Annotated in this window: 16 protein-coding genes; 6 read left to right on the forward strand and 10 right to left on the reverse strand. The window is 42.0% G+C overall.

The genetic code is table 11. From position 1 onward, the window contains the following. The first annotated feature begins 19 nt into the window (after nt 1–19). Together F0475_RS03705 and F0475_RS03710 are read left to right on the forward strand one after the other, a co-directional pair. Nucleotides 20–1,228, forward strand: coding sequence for an MFS transporter (locus F0475_RS03705; RefSeq protein WP_155715445.1), 1,209 nt, complete (start codon nt 20–22; stop codon nt 1,226–1,228). 224 nt (nt 1,229–1,452) lie between these two features. Further along, entirely contained in the window at nt 1,453–3,762 is a 2,310-nt protein-coding gene (locus tag F0475_RS03710) for a TonB-dependent siderophore receptor (protein WP_155715447.1), read from the forward strand. Between the two features lie 107 nt (nt 3,763–3,869). On the opposite strand, the gene hemG is transcribed toward F0475_RS03710, so the two are convergent. After that, a complete protein-coding gene (hemG, locus tag F0475_RS03715) occupies nt 3,870–5,231 on the reverse strand; it encodes a protoporphyrinogen oxidase (protein WP_155715449.1) in 1,362 nt (453 codons plus the stop codon). Nucleotides 5,232–5,302: 71 nt separating this feature from the next. Beyond that, nucleotides 5,303–6,667, reverse strand: a complete 1,365-nt coding sequence (hemN, locus tag F0475_RS03720) for an oxygen-independent coproporphyrinogen III oxidase (protein ID WP_155715451.1) — start codon at nt 6,665–6,667, stop codon at nt 5,303–5,305. Nucleotides 6,668–6,869: 202 nt separating this feature from the next. Between hemN and F0475_RS03725 the strand changes: the two genes are divergently transcribed. Then, nucleotides 6,870–7,544 (forward strand): MgtC/SapB family protein, encoded by a 675-nt coding sequence (locus F0475_RS03725; protein WP_009434867.1) that lies wholly within the window; start codon nt 6,870–6,872, stop codon nt 7,542–7,544. A gap of 175 nt (nt 7,545–7,719) precedes the next feature. On the opposite strand, the gene F0475_RS03730 is transcribed toward F0475_RS03725, so the two are convergent. Beyond that, nucleotides 7,720–8,250: an N-acetyltransferase gene (locus tag F0475_RS03730; RefSeq protein ID WP_155715453.1), complete on the reverse strand. Its 531-nt coding sequence runs from the start codon at nt 8,248–8,250 to the stop codon at nt 7,720–7,722. A 129-nt stretch (nt 8,251–8,379) separates the two neighbouring features. On the opposite strand from F0475_RS03730, the gene F0475_RS03735 reads away from it, so the two are divergent. The 3 genes from F0475_RS03735 to F0475_RS03745 all read left to right on the forward strand — a co-directional run bounded on the left by F0475_RS03735 (nt 8,380) and on the right by F0475_RS03745 (nt 12,155). Beyond that, nucleotides 8,380–9,885 carry a glutamine synthetase family protein gene (locus F0475_RS03735; RefSeq protein ID WP_155715455.1) on the forward strand — a complete coding sequence of 502 codons (1,506 nt, stop codon included), beginning with the start codon at nt 8,380–8,382 and terminating at the stop codon, nt 9,883–9,885. Between the two features lie 179 nt (nt 9,886–10,064). Then, a complete protein-coding gene (locus F0475_RS03740; RefSeq protein ID WP_155715457.1) occupies nt 10,065–10,790 on the forward strand; it encodes a nitroreductase family protein in 726 nt (241 codons plus the stop codon). 105 nt (nt 10,791–10,895) lie between these two features. Then, on the forward strand, nt 10,896–12,155 hold the full coding sequence (locus tag F0475_RS03745; protein ID WP_155715459.1) for a nucleotide sugar dehydrogenase: 1,260 nt from the start codon (nt 10,896–10,898) through the stop codon (nt 12,153–12,155). 326 nt (nt 12,156–12,481) lie between these two features. Here F0475_RS03745 and F0475_RS03750 read toward each other — a convergent pair whose 3' ends face one another. From F0475_RS03750 to F0475_RS03780, 7 genes are all read right to left on the reverse strand, one after another. Further along, nucleotides 12,482–12,841, reverse strand: coding sequence for a DUF2023 family protein (locus F0475_RS03750; RefSeq protein WP_199879784.1), 360 nt, complete (start codon nt 12,839–12,841; stop codon nt 12,482–12,484). Nucleotides 12,842–12,887: 46 nt separating this feature from the next. After that, complete coding sequence (gene fldA / locus F0475_RS03755) at nt 12,888–13,376, reverse strand: flavodoxin FldA (protein ID WP_155715461.1); 489 nt, start codon at nt 13,374–13,376, stop codon at nt 12,888–12,890. A 131-nt stretch (nt 13,377–13,507) separates the two neighbouring features. Further along, the gene (locus tag F0475_RS03760) at nt 13,508–15,595 is read right to left on the reverse strand and encodes a S8 family serine peptidase (RefSeq protein WP_155715463.1); all 2,088 of its coding nucleotides are present in this window, start codon (nt 15,593–15,595) and stop codon (nt 13,508–13,510) included. A gap of 607 nt (nt 15,596–16,202) precedes the next feature. Next, nucleotides 16,203–16,673, reverse strand: coding sequence for an HU family DNA-binding protein (locus F0475_RS03765; RefSeq protein ID WP_155715465.1), 471 nt, complete (start codon nt 16,671–16,673; stop codon nt 16,203–16,205). Between the two features lie 119 nt (nt 16,674–16,792). Then, on the reverse strand, nt 16,793–18,574 hold the full coding sequence (locus F0475_RS03770; protein WP_199879778.1) for a hypothetical protein: 1,782 nt from the start codon (nt 18,572–18,574) through the stop codon (nt 16,793–16,795). A gap of 37 nt (nt 18,575–18,611) precedes the next feature. Further along, the gene (locus F0475_RS03775) at nt 18,612–18,779 is read right to left on the reverse strand and encodes a fatty-acid--CoA ligase (RefSeq protein ID WP_155715467.1); all 168 of its coding nucleotides are present in this window, start codon (nt 18,777–18,779) and stop codon (nt 18,612–18,614) included. Between the two features lie 419 nt (nt 18,780–19,198). Beyond that, on the reverse strand, nt 19,199–20,062 hold the full coding sequence (locus F0475_RS03780) for a helix-turn-helix domain-containing protein (protein ID WP_155715469.1): 864 nt from the start codon (nt 20,060–20,062) through the stop codon (nt 19,199–19,201). Nucleotides 20,063–20,147 lie beyond the last annotated feature (85 nt).

The raw sequence follows: 20,147 nt of genomic DNA on the forward strand, positions 1-20,147 counted from the left end.
AGAAAAACCAACTAATCATATGTTCAATAGTATATCTTCAAAGAAACTAAGTCTCGGTACGTTCTTCTGTCTATACATCGCACAGATGGTACCTTCATCCTTTCTCATGACAGCCTTACAGGTAATCATGAGGGAAGGGCAATATAGTCTTGCAACCATCGGACTGCTAAACCTCGTCCGACTACCATGGACGATTAAGTTCCTCTGGTCGCCCTTCATTGACCGACATTGCGTAACAGTGGGCGACTACAAACGAACGATTGTCACCACGGAACTGATATATGCCGTTGCACTCTTAGCCACTGGGCTCATCAACGTGCACTCGGAAATTACGCTCGTCATCATCCTTACTTGCATCTCCATGCTCGCCTCTGCAACACAAGACATAGCTACTGATGCGCTTGCCATACTCGCCTTCAAGAAATACGATCATAGTATGCTGAACAGTATGCAATCTATGGGAGCTTTCGGAGGCGCTGTCATTGGTGGAGGGCTATTGCTCATCTTACTTAAAAGCTATGGTTGGAATGTCGTAGTGCCCTGCCTAGCCTTATTTGTTACGATGATGATCATTCCCTTACTGCTCAATACTCATATCAGAATAGAGAATGAGAAGCCACGAGAGCGTGCCAAGTGGACGGATATCTTTCGCTTCTTTACACGTAAGCAAATATGGCCACAGATAGGATTCCTAATGCTCTATTACATGGGCATAATAGGTATTCTATCCATGTTACGCCCTTACCTCGTTGATAAGGGTTACGACATGAAGGAGATTGGCTTCCTTACGGGAATCGTTGGTACCACTGCCTCCTTTATTATGGCATGGTTCTCTGGAGTACTCATACGCCGAATCGGAATACATAAAGCACGTATCATCATTGCAGGGCTCATCATTCTGGCACCCGTATATTTCCTTGCAATGACCTTCACCGACTTCAATAAGGTAGCATTCGTCATGGGCATCATTTACATTCAGGCTTGTTACGGACTAGCTACCGTGGTTCTCTACACCTCAGCCATGCGATGTGTTCGCCCTGGCAGAGAGGGTACAGACTTCACGATACAGATTGTAATCAGTCATATAAGCGGGTTACTCGTTGCCGTACTAGCGGGAACCGTGGCACACCTCTTCGCTTATCGCGGTCTCTACATAGCCGAAACTGCGGTCGCTATCATTAGCCTCATCTATGTACTTATAGCCTTTAGACGGGAGAAGAACTCATAATTGTAACCGAAAATGACACGTACGTGTTACCGAAATGACACATACGTGTAAATGAAATGACTCGTATGTGTTACAGGTGGTAACACATATGTGTCACTGAGCTGACTCGTATGTGTCGCTAAAACGCACTATATTACCTATTCTTAGGTATTGCCGTATTCACCTGTTTTATATACTTTTGCACAGCGAAATATATAACGTTTCAGGATTAATACAAATATCACATGTTAACAAGACTACATTCTTATTTATTGTTGACGGGTACCTTATTATATAGTGCTGCCCTTCCTATTCATGCGCAAGCGCACTCACAAGGAGAACTGCAAAGAGATAGCCTAATGCAAGACTCGCTATCGAGCACCCCGTTCTTACATGACCAGACATTGCAAACCGTGGAGGTTATCGGACGTAACGAAAGGTCATACAAGAACACAAATTCATTCATTGGAACTAAGACGGAAACACCGCTGAAGGACATTCCGCAGTCCATAGGCTACGTAACAAAGGAACTTGTGCGCGACCAAGGTGCAACGACTGTCAACGACGTGGTGAAGAATATCAGTGGCGTAAGCCCTTACACCTTCTATAACGACTTCTCTATCCGTGGATTTCGAACAACAGGTAACCGAAATTCAGGTAACCTCGTCAATGGTATGCGTGCACAAACTAGCCTTTGGAAACAGCAGTCATTGGCTAACATCGAACGTGTAGAAGTTATCAAAGGACCTGCTTCAGCCCTCTTTGGAAACGCAGCACCAGGAGGTGTCATCAACCGTGTTACTAAGAAGCCGTTGCCCTATAACCGCAATACAGTATCGACAACTGTCGGCAGTTTCAACACCTTGAACACCTATGCCGACTTCACCGGACCGCTGGATAAGAAGCATACCTTGCTCTATCGACTCAACCTAGGTTACGAGCATACCGACTCCTATCGTGACCTACAAGAGAACACGAATTATATCATCGCACCTTCTTTCTCATTCCTACCAACACACAGAACACGCTTCAATGTCGATGTTGTATATCAGCGTACAGATGGCAAAGTGGACCGTGGTCAGCCAATCTTTGGTGATGGTGACTTGCGTTCAGTGCCTATCAGCCGTTCGCTATCAGCTACGAATGACTACCTGAAAGAGAACCTTGTAAACATCACGCTTGGCGTGACTCACAAGTTCACAGATAACCTCTCACTCAATGCCACTTACCTGAATTCATCCTACGATGAGGACTTACGTGAGCACAACCAAGCTAACGCTTACGTGAAGTTAGCAGATGGTTCACAAAGCCCATCACGTATTCTCATGCAATGTCTGATACGTCAGCGCCACTTCCGTAACAATAGTTTTAATACCTATTTCAACTATAATGTGACAACAGGTATGCTGCGTCATCGCATCCTGCTGGGCTATGATTACTTCCAAATGGCACAGCAGGCTGGCTCATCTGCTATGACTGCTGGCGGATACCTACTCAAGGATGGAACGACAACAACAGCCTTTAAACCCGCAAACATTGCACGTTACATACTAGACAAGGATGGTAATCCAAAGACCAACGTCCCCTATTATGACTTAACAAGTAATAATAACAACGTGGAGCGTGACTACTCTAAATACGTCTTCGTAACAACGGTTCTCTCGCCTTATTTGCAATATTCTCACGGCATCTACCTGCAGGAACAACTTGAGGCAGGACCCGTTAAACTGCTCTTGGGTATCCGCCAGGAATACTTCACAGATATCTTGAATTACAAGACTAACAAGGAGACACGCACCACACAACACGCCTTCATACCACGTATTGGTGCAGTCGTTGCCATTAATCAGAACTTAAATGTATATGGCACTTGGGTAAAGGGGTTTGAGCCACAGAGTGCGTCTGTACAGGGAAATCCTAATACAGGTGGACCTTTCGACCCAGAATATAGCCAACTGTTTGAGGCAGGACTCAAGGGAGAATGGTTCGACAAACGGCTCAGTACGACGCTCTCCTTCTTCCATCTTCAGAAGCGTAACACGCTCTATAATGCAAATGATCCAGCCAATCCAGAACGACTGGAACAGGTGGGTGAAGAAACATCAAAGGGTATAGAAATGGATATAGCAGGCTTCATCTTACCAAACTGGAGTATCGTTGCTAACTATGCTTATACACATGCAGCAATCACTAAGACTGCGACTGACTCAGAAAAGGACTTTGGTATGCAACGTCCTAATACTCCACGAAATGCCTTCAATATATGGTCGAAGTATATCGTTCCTACTGGTGCGCTACGTAACTTTGGTTTCGGACTCGGCTTGAATGCTGTAACAAAACGATATGGACAGGTCGGAAGACGTGAGAATACGATTGTTTATCCTGGATATGGCTTGGTGAATGCGGCTTTATACTATCGTCTGCGCAACCTACAAGTACAACTGAATCTTGATAATGTGATGAATAAAGTATACTGGGTAGGCGGTTACGACAAGCTCCGCTCATTCCCTGGAGCACCACGAAACATCAAGGCTACGGTGACTTATCGCTTCTAACAAATAGGCAACTAGTATTCTCTGAAATAACAAAAGGGCTGAATCACAATAGGTGATTCAGCCCTTCCCGTATATTCATAAGGCTGTCTAACAGTCCTTTTAACTCCTTATATCGAACTAATCCTATCTGCCATATCCACAGCTTGCTTAATCCTGTCGCCCATCCCGATACCATCTTTCAGATTACCTATGATATGTAAGCCAGGGTGCGCTTGTTCTATGGTGTCAATAGCATGGAGCCTAGCATCTGTTTCGGGCATATATTGTGGGATAGCATGGCTATGTCGATAAATGCGAATAACGTCTGCACGCGTACCTTCGGGGTATCCTAACATCGTATGAAGAGACTTATTCACCAATTCCGTAAGCTCTTCATCCGTCTTATTGAGATATTCTGGATGGCGAGCACCGCCAATGAAGAACGCATAATTGGCTCCTTCTTTAGGTGAACGACCTTCGAAGCAAGCGGAAGGCATAAGGATTCCCAATACATTCTGGCGTTCTTTAGAAGGTACCAAACCACCAAAAGCATTCCAATGTACACGCCCCGTATTCCTCATTCCCACTCCAATCTCTATTACAGGAGCATAATAAAGGTTGCTTAAATCATTGAGCTGTTCCTTAGGTAAAAACTCCAATAACTCGGGTAAAGCATAGGCTGGACAAGTGGTAATGACTTGCTCAGCTATTATAGTATTCTCGCCCCAAACTAGTTTCCACTTATCTCCTAACGGCTCTATTCTTAACTCCTTGCAACTCGTTATGATTCTATCCTCACCTATGACTCTCCCTAACGCAGAAACTAGGTTGCGGAATCCTCCACACGTTGAGAAAACATCCTTCGTCGCACGCTTGTCTCTGGCTGTCTTAGGCTGTTTAGCCAGTGCTATAGAGCCTTTAATAAAGCTACCATACTGCTGTTCTAGAGCATAGAGCTTAGGCAAGGCGAGGCGAGTAGGTAGCTTATAGGGATCGCCAGCATACACACCAGAGAGGAAAGGGTCGACTGCATAGTCCACAAATGACCGCCCTAAGCGTCGTTCAGCAAGGCTTCCAACACTCTCATTAGGGTCTGTTCCCTTCTTACGCCATGGTTCACCAAGGATGCGGAACTTATCCTTCAAGGTGAAGAGCGGGGTTGTGATAGCTGACCAAAGTCCAGAAGGCAGTGCACGAAAGCGCCCATCTTTCCATATCAAACGGCACTTAGCAGAACGCTGTGCCACCTCTAGCGCACAATCATCGCCTAACATATCGAAGAGTTCAGCCACCTCTGGATATTTAATAGTACCCGTACTCGGTCCTTGTTCCATAATGAATCCGTCTATCTCTTCCGTCTGCATGAGTCCACCGATACGCTCAGTCGCCTCCAGTACCACAACATCCTGACCTTTATGACGCAGGTGGGCGGCACAAGTAAGACCAGTAAGTCCGGCGCCAACCACAACTATCTTTCTTTGTTGTTCCATATTATTTATGTTATATAGAAGCCTCTCGCCCGCTCTTCTCTCAATAAAGCAAGGCTGAGATATAAGGCTTTTTATATCGGTTTTGAGAACTTCTTATCAGTGTCTATCATCATTGGGTCAAGTGCTGCAGCCACTGTTCTAACAAAGGGATTGCCCTCTCCTGTCATCTCCAACGTATGTTCTGTCAAACGAAGAATACCATCACGTTCCATCTCTTGCAGGCGTTCTACATCATAATTGATAGCCCTTTTCACCTCAGCAACAGATATTACTAAATCCTCTGCAAGATGTGTCCAATCAAGATGATAGTTACACATCAAACGCTCTATGACCTCACGTACAATTCGTTCTCTAGGCGTTAGTTGGTAACCTTTGCGAATAGGTAATGTGCCCATTGTGACCTCTGCAATATATTCATCTATAGACTTTGTATTCTGGGCATAGGCTGTATCTAACTGACTAATACCTGTTACACCAAAGGCATACACTTGTCCTGTTGTGCGACGAGTACAATAACCTTGGAAGTTACGATGTAATCTATGCGACCGCAAAGCCTCAGATAGTTCATCATTAGGGAGCACAAAATGATCCAGACCAACACTAAGATAACCTGCCTCATGCAGTACCTCTTTAGCCTTTTGGAACATCAATGCCTTCTCTTCCGCACTAGGGAGACCAGCCTTCTCAAGTATCATCTGGCGCTTAAATATCCATGGGCAGTGACCATAACTAAAGGTTGTAACTCGGTCGGGGCGCATTGCTACTGCACGTTCTATTGTAGTCTTGAAGCTATCCGACGTCTGAAGCGGTAAACCAAAAAGGAAGTCCATGTTAAGACTAACGCCTGCGTTACGAAGAATAGCCACTATCTCTTCCGTTGGTAATTCAGAAGGTGTGCGATTAACGAGCCTTAGTACATCCTCATTGAAGTCCTGAATACCCAGACTAAAACGATTAAATCGTGCATCCAACAAGCCTTGCCAGTCCTTTGACGTTAGATAACCAGGGTGACATTCTATGGCGATTTCGGGCTGCTCTATCGTTGAGAACAGAGATAGTAAATGCTCATTTAGTTCCTTCAAAACACTCACTGGCATAGCAGTTGGACTACCACCACCATAATGAATCTGCGATATACGCCTACTCTTATCCAAGTGGGCTGCCACGAGATCTATCTCTTTATGCAACGCTTGCACATATTCTGCAACCCGCTCTTCCTTAGCCATTGGATAGGAATTACAGCCACAATAATGGCAAAGACGGCGACAGAAAGGCATGTGGAAATAGAAGGAAAGGTTCTTTTCACGCACCTCATTGCTATAATCAACCTCTTTCAGATACTCTTCTCCTGTAAAAGGACGGAAGAAGTTAGCGGGTGGATAACTCGTATAACGAGGTACAGACACATTGTATTTATCAATTAGTTCTTGCTTCATTCGTCGAAATAAATTATCCGACAAAGGTACGGATAAGCCTTAACATAAACAATCCTCATTTATGAGGAAAGCGTTTTACACTTCAATCCTAGGATAACCCGACAAGGGTTAAAGGCGTATTTTTTCGCAAAGAAAGGCGTAGGTTACATTATTATTTTTGTATTTTTGTGCCGAAGACCTATTTACTTAAAAGATAAACATCATGAATATAACAACTTCTGAGTTCATATTACGGCTGTTTATAGCAGCTATGTTGGGTGGAGCTATCGGACTGGAACGTGAATATCGTGCGAAAGAAGCAGGCTTTCGAACGCATTTCTTAGTGGCGTTGGGCAGTGGTTTGTTTATGGTTCTATCCCAATTCGGATTCAGTGACGCTCTAAGTATGCACGAGCATGTATCACTCGACCCCAGTCGTATTGCGTCACAGGTAGTCACAGGAATTGGTTTCATTGGCGCAGGTACGATTATCTTTCAGAAACATGTAGTGAGAGGACTCACCACAGCGGCTGGTTTATGGGTGACATCTGCCATTGGTATGACCGCTGGAGCTGGTATGTACGTGCTCTCTATCGCAACAACTATCCTCGTTATCCTATGTTTGGAAGCCCTTTATTTCATCTTACAACACTTCGGAACACGCAATATTAGTGTTACGTTCAGCACTCCGAAAGAGCAGAATATAAAGCTTGTTCTACAGCAATTACGTGAGAAAGAGGTAATAATAGACTCTTATGAGATGAATCGCAAAGACACTTCGTCGGGTCATTACTACCTAGTTACGATGGAGATGAAGGTGAAGCGAAACCATTACCAAAGTCATTTGCTCAACTTTATGGCAGAGTTTAAGGACGTGACGGTAGAAACAATGGAATAGAGAAGAAGCCTCACCCCCACCCCTCTCCGAATGAAGAGGGGAGTAAATAGCCTCATTTCAAATAGAACAAACAACCCGTTTACTTGTCAACTCGTAAACTTGTTAACCTAAAACCACCATCTCCAGAATCTGTACAAGAGGCTTGTAATACCATTACAAAGCACTTGGAGAAGTATTACAAAGCACTTGTAATCTTCTGGAATGCCATTCGGCTGTCCCCACTTTGTAAGTAAATGACACCACAATAAGCAAAACCTAGCCGAGACAAAGCCTTTTGCATGGGGCGATTATCAGCATGAGTATCTATGCGAAGAGCATGAGCTACGGAAGAACAATAGGCGATGATGTCCACCATAATACCATGAACTCCATCCATAGAAGCCACTCGATGGATAACATAATACGGACTATCATCCAACCAATGACCACCCTCTATATAAGAATAGGTGGGCTCTGGTCCTGGCAAGAAAGCAAAAGTTGCAATAGGAATATCATTCTCACAAAGCAAGAAAGAGCCGTTTCGCTGTATATCCTGCTCTATTGTCTGTTGCGCAGGATAGCCCCTTCTCCACTGACAAAGATTACCAGCTGCTATCATCTTCTCCCTTCCCTGCCGCAGAAAATCCATAATAATTGGTAAGTCATCCAGGCTTGCTTTGCGAATAGTTCGCCTATAAGAATGGTGCTCAAAATCTATATTCTGCATACGATTATGTCACTTTTATAAAACGTTAATACAAAGATATGAAGAAAACATCAAAGATAATTGCGAATGAGAGAATTAATATGTATTTTTGTCCACAGAATCGAATACTAACTTTAACAAGCATAGACAATGGAGAATAACCTTACTTTGCGTTCAGCTAATAGGCTGGAGGCGCACCTTAAAAAGAATGCACACGAGTTTACAAAAGATGACATCAAGCAGGTTGTAAGTGACTTGAACATCAGAATGATAAACTTTATGTATCCCGCTGGTGATGGTCGATTGAAGACCTTAAACTTTATGCTTCACTCACCAGAGTACTTAGAGACAATCCTAACTAGTGGTGAACGTGTGGACGGATCGTCACTTTTCAGCTTTATAGCTGCGGCTAGTAGTGACCTTTATGTTATGCCTCGTTTCTCAACGGCATTCATTGATCCGTTCTCAGAAATACCTACTCTTTGTATGCTCTGCTCATTCTTTGATCGTGACGGAAACCCTCTCGCATCATCACCCGAGCACACTCTTTGCAAGGCAATGGCTGCCTTTAAGAAGGTTACAGGCATGGAGTTCCATGCAATGGGAGAGTTGGAATACTATGTTATCCGCGATGATGAAGGTGTCTTCCCGGCTGATGATCAACATGGATATCACGAGAGTTCACCCTTCTCTAAGGGTAATGACTTCCGTATGCGTGCGATGCAGTTGATTGCAGAATGTGGTGGAAAGATCAAATACGGGCACTCCGAAGTGGGCAACTTCGTTGAGAATGGACGCTGTTATGAGCAGAACGAGATTGAGTTCTTGCCTGTTCCTGCCAATGAATGTGCCGAACAGTTGCTCATTGCTAAGTGGATTATCCGTAGTCTTGGCTATGAAGAAGGACTCGATGTAACCTTTGCTCCGAAGATAACTGTGGGTAAGGCTGGCTCAGGAATGCACATCCACATGCGCATAATGAAGGATGGAAAGAACATGATGTTAGACAATGGTAAGTTGTCATTGGACGCTCGCAAGGCTATTGCTGGTATGATGGATCTGGCAGAGAGTATCACTGCCTTCGGCAATAAGAACCCAACATCTTACTTCCGCCTCGTGCCACATCAGGAAGCTCCAACGAATGTTTGCTGGGGTATGAGCAATCGTTCTGTACTGGTTCGTGTGCCTTTAGGCTGGACTTCTGGCGAAGATATGTGTCATAAAGCCAATGAGATTGAGCCACTCACAAAGCGTGATTACTCTGGTAAACAAACTGTTGAGATGCGTTCACCAGACGCTTCTGCTGATATCTATCAGCTCTTGGCAGGTCTTTGTGTTGCTTGTCGTCATGGTTTCGAGATGGCAAATGCAGAAGAAGAAGCCGAAAGGACCTTCGCAGATGGTGATATTCACGATCCAAAGAATGCCGAGCGTTATGCCACCTTAGCGCAATTACCTGATAGTTGTGCGGCGTCAGCTGATTGCTTAGAGCGTCAACGTAAGGTTTATGAAGAGCATGATGTATTCTCTCCTGCTATGATTGATGGTATCATCAAACAACTTCGTTCCTTCAACGATCGCACTTTGCGCCAGGATATTGAAGGTAAAGAAATGATGATGGAAAAGCTTGTTCGTCAGTACTTCCACTGCGGATAATATCCATAAATAGGTCTTTCCCTATAGAACGAGTCCCAGATAACAAATAAGTTACCTGGGATTCTCTTTTATTCTAAACGCCTTTATCTTCTCTTGACACATAGACATAAGACTGCAATATATGCTTAACATTGGCACATACTTTGCCTTTCTATATGCAAATCAAAGTTTAAAAGATAATGAGTTTACTGGATATTTTGAATCACAGAAGGGCTGTTAGACATTATGATGCTGATAAGCCAATTGATAAAGAAGTAGTAAGAAATTGTATAGAACAGGCAACCTTAGCTCCAACAAGTTCTAACATGCAACTTTGGGAGGCTTATCATGTCACAGATAAGAATGTTTTGAAGGAGTTATCCCATGCTTGTTTGGATCAGTTATCGGCACGTTCAGCACAACAGATGGTTGTGTTTGTTACTCGTCAAGATCAATATAAAGAGCATGCGCAAGCTGCACTTGCATTTGAAAGAAACAATATCAAGAGTTATAGTCCCGCCGAAAAGCAAGAGAATCGCATAAAGAAACAGGAGATGTCTTACACAAAATTAATACCTTTTCTTTACTCTCGTTGCTTTGGATTGTGGGGACTTGTCCGTAAGACATTGGCTCAATGTGTTGGATTATTCCGCCCTATGATGCGACAAGTAAGCGAAGGCGATATGAGAGTTAGTGTACACAAGAGTTGTGCCTTGGCTGTCCAGACATTCATGTTGGCTATGAGTGAGGCTGGCTATGACACCTGTCCACTTGAAGGTTTCGATAGTCTTTTGGTGAAGAAAGCATTAAATCTTCCTTACAACGCAGAGATTAATATGGTTATTACCTGTGGTATCCGTGCATCTGATGGCATATGGGGTGCCCGTTATCGTCGTCCTTTCAAAGAAACATATCACCACGTTTAAGGATTTATTCGATACATGTCTATAACGGAAGAATAAGTTTTTATCATCTTCTTTTATGCTTTCCAGAGAAAAGAAGTATCTTTGCAAATAATCTGAACAATAGACATGGATAAAGATATAAAGGACTTAAAGATTGCTGTTGCTGGGACTGGTTATGTCGGTCTCAGCATTGCAACGTTATTGAGCCAGCACCATCAAGTAATGGCTGTTGACGTAATAAAGGAGAAGGTTGAGCTGATTAACAATCGTCGTTCACCCATTCAAGATGATTATATTGAGCAGTATTTGGCTGAAAAGGAACTGAATCTTACAGCTACGATGGATGCAGAGACGGCTTATAAAGATGCCGACTTTGTAGTCATCGCCACACCAACAAACTATGATCCTGTCAAGAATTACTTTGATACACGTCATGTGGAAGAAGTCATAGAAGTGGTGAAGAAGGTAAATCCTAATGCCATCATGGTGATTAAGTCTACCATTCCTGTGGGCTACACCGAGAACATTCGAACGAAATATAACTGCGAGAATATTCTCTTTGCACCAGAGTTTCTGCGTGAGAGTAAGGCTTTGTATGATAATCTTTATCCTAGTCGTATCATCGTTGGACGCCCAGAAGGTAACGAGCGACTCGATCACGCAGCTCATCTTTTTGCTCAATTATTACAAGAAGGAGCTATCGAAGAGAATATCCCTACCCTCTTCATGGGGCTTACTGAGGCTGAAGCCGTGAAGCTATTTGCCAATACTTACCTCGCACTGCGTGTAAGTTATTTCAACGAGTTGGACACTTATGCAGAAGTGAAAGGACTTGACACATCGAACATTATCCAAGGAGTTTGCCTCGATCCACGCATCGGCTCTTTCTATAACAATCCATCATTTGGATATGGTGGGTATTGTTTACCAAAGGATACGAAGCAGTTGCTAGCCAATTACGCAGATGTTCCCGAGAATCTTATCCAGGCTATCGTAGAAAGCAATCGCACACGTAAGGACTTTATTGCTGACCAAGTATTACACACAGCTGGTTACTATGATTATTATGATCGAGGCGATTATAACCCCGATGAAGAGAAGGAATGTGTTATTGGAGTATACCGACTAACGATGAAGTCGAATAGTGATAACTTCCGCCAAAGTTCTATTCAAGGAGTCATGAAACGCATTAAAGCAAAGGGAGCACAGGTCATTATCTATGAGCCAACACTAGAAGATGGCGCCACATTCTTTGGTAGTTTGGTAGTCAATAGTCTTGATGATTTCAAGCAACGTTGCCATGCAATCATTGCGAATCGATATGACAAATGCTTGGATGACGTAAAAGAAAAAGTCTATACAAGAGATATCTTCAGACGGGATTAATACTCCTTTCTCCCCCGAAATAGCAAGCACCAAGTGAGTAATCATTTGGTGTTTTTTTCATTTTTGCAGTCACGCTTATCACACACAATAGTCTAATTTCATCCTAAAGAACCATGATTTAAACACAAATTCTTATATATACGAATGGGAAATACCATTCCTACAAAGGTATCCAATCCCTAGATATTCATTTATTCGATCTTTCAAAGGAGAGATAAAAGCCTTAAATACTAAAAGGGCTTATCTCACGACAAGCCCATTTATAATACAAAAACATTATGAAATAATTTATTTCGCGAACAAGATTATCACTTAATAATTATGGCTTATGTCGCACATTTACAAGTACGACACTTGCGCTCGCAGTACCGCTCGCACTGCACACGTATGTCATAACCCAACATTGCACCGAGAATAAAGTCTTCTTCAGGTGATAGTTGGTTAAGGGGTTTCGTTACCATTAACCGAATGGCATCAAGGCATTCCTTGCGTCCGAAGAACAGATTCATGCGATCTTTGCCAACTGGTTGAATGATATAAGGGATATTCTGATGCTCAAGTCGGAGTGTTGCGAATGACTCATACTTTTTGTTACAAGTATAGAGAACCATCTGCCGAACCCCTTTCTGATACTCATAGATGTGATTCATCAAGACCTTCATATCGGCTGTCATCATATCCGTCATCATAGTTATCCCTTCTATATAATGTAAGATAAATCTTCTTGCTAGATTACAATGCTGGCTTGATAGCCTCTAACCATGCATCGATACGACCTTCAGTTTGGTCATCCTCGTTAACATCATCCAATGCAAGACCAACAAACTTACCATCAACAATAGCCTCACTATCATCGAATGTATAACCATCTGTTGATACACCTGGGAGGATGTTAGCACCTTGTGCAGCGTCATAAATCTCCTTCATACCACCGCAGAAAGTATCAGAATAGCTTTCAGCATCACCACAGCCAAAGATTGCTACAGTCTTACCAGATAGGTCGGCTTCTTTCAATACATTGATACCATCATACCAATCGTCCTGTAATTCACCTGCACCCCATGTTGAAGTACCAAGGATAAGATTATCATTCTCTGCTACAACATCAGCATTAAAGTCTGATACGTTAATAGCTTCAACACCTAACTTCTCAGCGATTGTGTTTGCAATAGCTTCACATGTACCGGTTGATGAACCGTAAACAACAATTGTCTTCTTCATATTTCTTTTATTGATTTAATTTCTTGTTTGTTTATTATTTACGATTGCAAAGATACGATGAAAAACTATTATCTGCAATACCTAAAAGTAATGGTTTATGCAAAATACCTACTTTTAGGGAGCTGTAAGTTTCACTTTACGAACTTTCTGCCATTCTTTATGTATATACCTTTGGGGAGATTCTCTATCGAAGTACCAACACTTCGTCCATCTAAAAGGTATATATGGTCATCTGTCACAACCTTTTCTATCTTCGTAATACCTAATGCTTGTTTGCGCAAAACCTCCTTCAAGCCCTTAGTTACATCTATCTGACCATATCCATAGAGGTTATTAGGATAAGAAAGTGACGTATCATAATGCGTACAAGTCTGCTTGAAGATGTCTATACAATCCTCTGGTGTCAACTTTGGATTAGCCTCTAACCATAGTGCGATAGCACCTGTAACAACTGGAGCAGACATTGATGTACCCGCATTCGCATTCCATGCATACATACGACCATTATACTCAAAGTGGCGGACATCACTCTTAATATCATTCTTAGCAGAGCCATCTTCCCTCGTAGGAGTACTAATATAGAACGAGCTATAAGCTGAGATTATATTCTGTCCAGGTGCCATAACATCTGGTTTCACTCTACCATCAAAGGTCGGTCCAACGGCTGAAAAAGGTGCACGAGCACCATGTTCACCATTATTATAAACCTTCTTCTCACCCAAATAGTTTATAAAACTTGTGCGATAGCCTGTCGCTCCAACAGATATGACACATGGTGCACTTGACGGCGAAAAGATACTATGTGTAAATTCACCAGCATTGAGACTTGGATCCAAAGAATTGGTTTGCAGGTCACCAGACATACGATAGAGTTCGATGTCTGCATCCCTCCCTACTAATTGTAAGGATACACTCGTACTCTGTCCTAAAGCGGTAGACTTAATGAGAAAGTCATAGGCTGTCTTTGTGTGGTTATAACTATTTGGGTAGGCAAGAACCTTCCACAAATACTTCTTTCCATCAATAACAACAGAGTCCGTAAACAATGAGTCGCGGGCAGCACACACCTTTGTTGTAGGAATATCAAATACTTTCGGACCATTTGCCACATTATATATAGTAGTACGGAAGACAAATGGCTTTACCGATGTACACGTGACAGAAGCCGTATTCGGTTCGCCAACAAGAAAGGTTCCCGCCTTCTCCTGCCCAGCTGGCTTATGTATATAAGAACGCTTTGCACCATTATTTCCTGCTGAAGAAACAATGATATGCCCTGGTCCTGTCAGTGAAGAGAGTAATTCATAATATAATTGGTCATAACCATGAATATCCTGCGTACTCCCTTCACTGAAGTTTATTACACATGGCTTACGCTGTTGGTCGGCATAATCGAAGATGTATTTAAAACCCAAAGCATCGGTTGCATAAGTGAATTTATAATAGTCTTTTGGTTCTATATACTTAACATTATCGCCTGCAGCATTATCCACTAAGACCAAATCGGCATCGTAAGCAATACCACGATAAGGCGATACCACACCATTACCCTCTGCCCCACTTCCTGCAGCTATGCCAGCTGTATGCGTCCCATGAGTTTCTGTCAAGCCATCAACGGGGTGCCCAACTTGCAATAAAGCCTGCTCTCCCACATAGTCACGACCTACATAAAGTCCTGTACCAACACTATCCTTTGACAACTGATCCCACATTGCCTTAATGCGATATCTGCTCATATCTGCAGAATAGAAAGTAGGATGTGTCAGATCGAAACCGATATCTTGTACACCCACAACAACGCCTTTACCCGTATAAGCCTGTGAGAAATCCACTCCTTGTTGAGCAGATAGAGCATTAATCACGACCGCTGTTGTATCCATTTGAACACTACACCGTTTGCCCGATTCTATCTTAGTTACCTGCTTACAAAGCGACAATTCACCTAGTCTATCAAGTGGAATAGCAGCAATACTAATGTCCCCGACACGTGCTAACTCACGACATCCATATCTATGCAAGACCTTCTCCGCATCTCCATTGATACGCACAAAGGCTGTCAATATACGCTGATCTCCAACAGAACGAGTGAGCCGTCTTGTTGTCAATTCATCCACCATTGCTTCCCGCACAAAGGGCGACATCTTATCAAAAGAGGGTCGCTGTGCTTCGAGTTTGCACACTGATAACAAAAAGATGAGGGATAAAAGAATCCTATACATTAATTTCTTATTTACGGGTTAATCTATTCCTGGCAATATCATCACCATCTCTATTCGTGATTATTCACCTTGCAAAGGAACAAAAAATAAATGAGATAGGCAAAAGATGTTATCCAGCATCCAAAAAAATATGTTACCACAACCTCGTGTTCATCTGTTACTCTGTCTCCAAAACTTATGTCATTGAAAAAATATGTCTTTATAGCATTATGTCTCTAACTCCCATGTTCTTCTGTCTCATACAAAAGCCTCACCCCGTTAGCTTGGGGTGAGGCTGTACCACAGGAGCGAGAGAACCAAATTAATACACTAGTTTTGAAAGACATTAATTTCACAATTAATATAATCGATTGTCTTATTACAGAACGATTGATACCCTGAATCAATCTAAAAAATGCTCCCGTGGCACCTTTATGTAGAAGCAGGACCCGTCATAAGAAATGTGTTCTTATATCATTCTGACTAAAGCCTTGTTCTTCTATTACGATGTCCCTATAACCAACGCAAAAAATTCTTCGCGAAGAAAATTAAAATTGTTCGCGAAGAATTTCGAATTTCTTCGCGAACAATTTTTTTGTTGTTTTAGCAGAATCTCAAAACTCCTTTATCATCCTGCTGTTACAGGACCTGAAGGCTCGGTTCCTTTCTCTTTCTTTTTCTCTTTCTTTCCTTTCTTCTCCTTTGGTGCTACTTGTTCATACGTAACATCATTCAGTGTAAAATACTTCGCAGAAGCAAGGAACTTTATAACAGGTTTCTCAATGTGCTGTTGTGCACGAAACTGCTCAACAGTCTCTACCGCCTTGCTCTTAAACGAGGGAGTCAGTGTGCCCATGTCGCCAAACTCCACAATGTCACCATTGGCTACGATGTCACGGGCGGTTTCACTTGCAAGATTCAGCACGGCTGCCACCTCCTGCGCATTAAAGGTTGTTGACTTAGCAATGCGTTCGCAAAAGTTGCGGAAGTCTACACGGTGCCTACCAGTTGGACGAGCAACAATTACAGTCTTTCCAGCCTGCTTGCCGATGTTTAGCTTCTGCTCTCTCAAGAAAAATTGAATTGGTTTATTAGCCATATTGTTATTAAGGTGGTCTCTTTTTGTGATAACTCCGTGAGCTCGAGACCTTTTAGCCCACGGAGCGGTGTTAATAATATTATTTATCTTCTAACGATTTTATCTTTAGAAAAATTCTTCTAATATCGAATAAAAGGTCTAACCTTAGCGTTGCTACTTTTACTGTTAATTCCTAAACTATATCCAGTACTTTGTACGCCCATTTGCACCTGTGGATATGAAGAAGCGTCTTTACACTCTGTATCAACCCAATAAATACCACTCGGAGCAGTGCCACCTGCATCTGTAAATGCTTTGTTAAAACGGGTCATGTCCATTGGAGGAAAACTTAGAAGACTTCCTATGAAACCAGTTGCTGGTGCATTACTTGGTATCAAATAATTAAAACTACTGGACAATGATGAACCAAGCATTCTATTGTCAGTATCATTAGGAAGTTTTCCTAAGCTGACCCCCATACGCAAGAAATCGGCTAACGTAGGGACAAACCAAGTATTTAAAGCATAATCTTCGCCAGATGGAAAGCTAAAGTAATTATTACCATATCCCACTGTCTGGTAATACTCTAATGCAACTTTCCGCGCAGAAGGGTTAGGGGGCGTACTATAGGTGTACATTGTTGAAGCACTATTAATATTTCCGAACAACTCTGTATAGTTTGTAGCAGGTTGAGAACTTTCTTGAGATATTAGCGAAGACCAAATAGTAGGTGTTCCATTATCAGCATCATTCAGAGCAACAGCTATTCGACGATAAGGTTCTATTACAACGCCAATCGGAATTTTAGTAGGATTCTTGGCTAATTCTCCAACTGTTCCATCTTTAAACAAATACATATTGCCCATCATGAGCTTTACAACTACACGATAGCTCTTATTTGCTTCAACTAGCTTGTGAGTAGGTACAGTTATTGTCTTGCCTACCAAACTACGTCCATACAATTCTCCAAAAGTAAAGGTAAATTTCAAATTTGCACAGTCACTAGATGGCAATAAATAATCTGTAATAAAGTCTTGATAGATTCCGGTCTTGTCTCCAACATGAGTATAGACTTGAGCCGATGTGCTTCCTTCCACAGTTTTTGCTATTGATAGTTGTCCCATTACTGGATAAGTATATCCATTTGCTGCAAAATCATAAACTTCTTTTTCTGGAATCTTGTTTGGAGAAGTTTCTACGGTGTATTTTAAACGTTCAGCTGGATTTACAGCCTTGTAGAAAGCAAAACTAACAAATCCCATATTATTCACCTGTGTATACTCACCTGCTATTGGACAGTTTATAAATTGAATATTAGGGACAATTTGTGCTCCAGCATGCTTCATTTTGAAAGCTACATACTGCTTTGGGTCTTGATTAATGACGACATTGCGTTCTATTGTAAAGCGAGCTGTGGCTGCGTCAGTACGGTTAATGGTGAACTGTGTACCATTTACAGAAACCTTATCATTGAAGCAAACAAAGTCATAAGTACCATGAGGAAGAAAAATAGAATTACTCTGTCCTGCATCAGGAGTGAATGTAGAACCATTAAAAGTACCTTTTAGTTCACCTTTCTTTACGCTACCTTGGTAAGCCTGAATAGTGTAATGGGTTGGTGTGTAGATAACACGAGTCTTTGCTTTTGGCTCTACAACATGTGTAGTGTCAGGCTCTAAACTTACCTCTGCTTGCAAGCCATCACCAAGATCTTGTATTTCTGGTTTCGCTTGTACAGCAGCACGTGTACTGGCTACTTCTTCTGCAGGTTCATAATCTTTCTCGCTGATTGTGAATGATACAGCACCCATTCCTTCTTGAACTTTCTCTTCAGCTATATCTTCATTGCTGCACCCTGTAAAAGCTAGACCTGCAAATATCACAGGTAACAAAAAAGCCGTTTTAATATTAATAATCTTCATTGTCGTTGTTTGTTTTTACTATATGTTTATAACTCTCTTAGAACTCAATAGTTCCACCATCAACTTCTCCACCATCTTCCCAATCTTCTTCTGTGGTTTGTGGTGCATTGGGATAGACAGATGTACAAATGAATGTTTCAGTCTCCATTTCGTGAACGGTACATTTGGGCTGTTCATAATCTTTCTTTTCTTTCTTTTTGCTCATAACTTCATTGATTAAAATAGTTGTTATTTCGTTCTTATTTTGCTTAAAAAGGGGTTCAGAAAAGGGCATAAAAAAGCGAACAAAGGAAACTCTTGAAAGTCCTTTGTTTACAGGGGTTACGGCACGCTTCGCGCGCGCGTATGCGAGAAGAAAAAATGTGTTATTGTACGCTAGGTGCGCATATTGTGTGTGTGTGTGTGTGTGTGTGTGTGTGTGTGTGTTAGCAAATTATTTGGATTGACCAAAGATAAAGTGCAAAAAGATGCAAAGAATCGGATAATTCTTTGCAGTACTTCGTTCACTTGATATGTCATTGCTAATTCTTTCACGGCGGCAAAGGTAAGAAGAATAAATTAAATGGGCAAGGAAAAGAAGAAAAAAGTGCTTGATTGCTCAAGCCCCCCTCTTCCTTCCTCTCATTATTTCATGTCCTCTTGATACATCTTTGGTGTCATGCCTGTTTCCCTCTTGAAGAACTTAGAAAAGGCTGAAGCACTAGAGAAATGTAACTGATCAGCAATCTCATAACCCAACGCATCATTTGTTTTCAATAGTAGTTTCGCCTCCTGAATGGTAGCACGATTAATCCAATACATGACGCTATGCCCACTAGCTTTCCGAATGATCGCAGACAAATGATGCGGAGTTACATGTAATTGTGACGCATAGAATGGAATAGAACGTTCGCTGAAACAATACTTATGTACCAATCGTTTGAATTGCATAAAGACATCTTGTGTACGAGTACTTTGGTCGTGCTTCTCACTTTCATCTGCTATATCCTTTATATATTGAATGTCTGAAATAATCGATTGGAGTAGGTTTTGGATAGTTTTTCGCCGATAAGGTTTAAGCTGAAGGATGTCCCATGTAAGATAAATCATACGTAGGATACGACTAAACTCTGCTGGTGAAGCATTGAGAACAATCTCATCTGTAAGGTTAATCCCCTCTCGGAAGCCAAGAGCAACTACACGCGCATCATCTGAAACATTCTTTATTTCAAGGATTGTATCAGATGGCAATAGTAGTAAACAGCCTTTCTCTAGATGATAGTCTTGCAGGTTTAAACAAATATCAGCTTGTCCGTCCATACCAAGAACTAGTCGTGGTTCGACTATCTGATAGATCTTTTCCTTCTCAAGAAAGCGTGTATGCTGCAAGTGCCCATTGATAGCTATCACGACATCATCCGCCATCATGATTCGTTCCTGTTGTTTCGATAGTTCGTTAATATCGATATTATCCATCGAAAAAGGGTTGATGGTCTTGACTTCTCCCATAATATGTTCTTATTGTATGATTCGATTACAAAATTAGTATTAATCCTCTGAATGAAAGGCAGGAAAGCTCAGAAATCGTACAATC

Origin of the sequence: Prevotella vespertina, from assembly GCF_009728485.1 — a bacterium.
Taxonomy (GTDB): domain Bacteria; phylum Bacteroidota; class Bacteroidia; order Bacteroidales; family Bacteroidaceae; genus Prevotella; species Prevotella vespertina.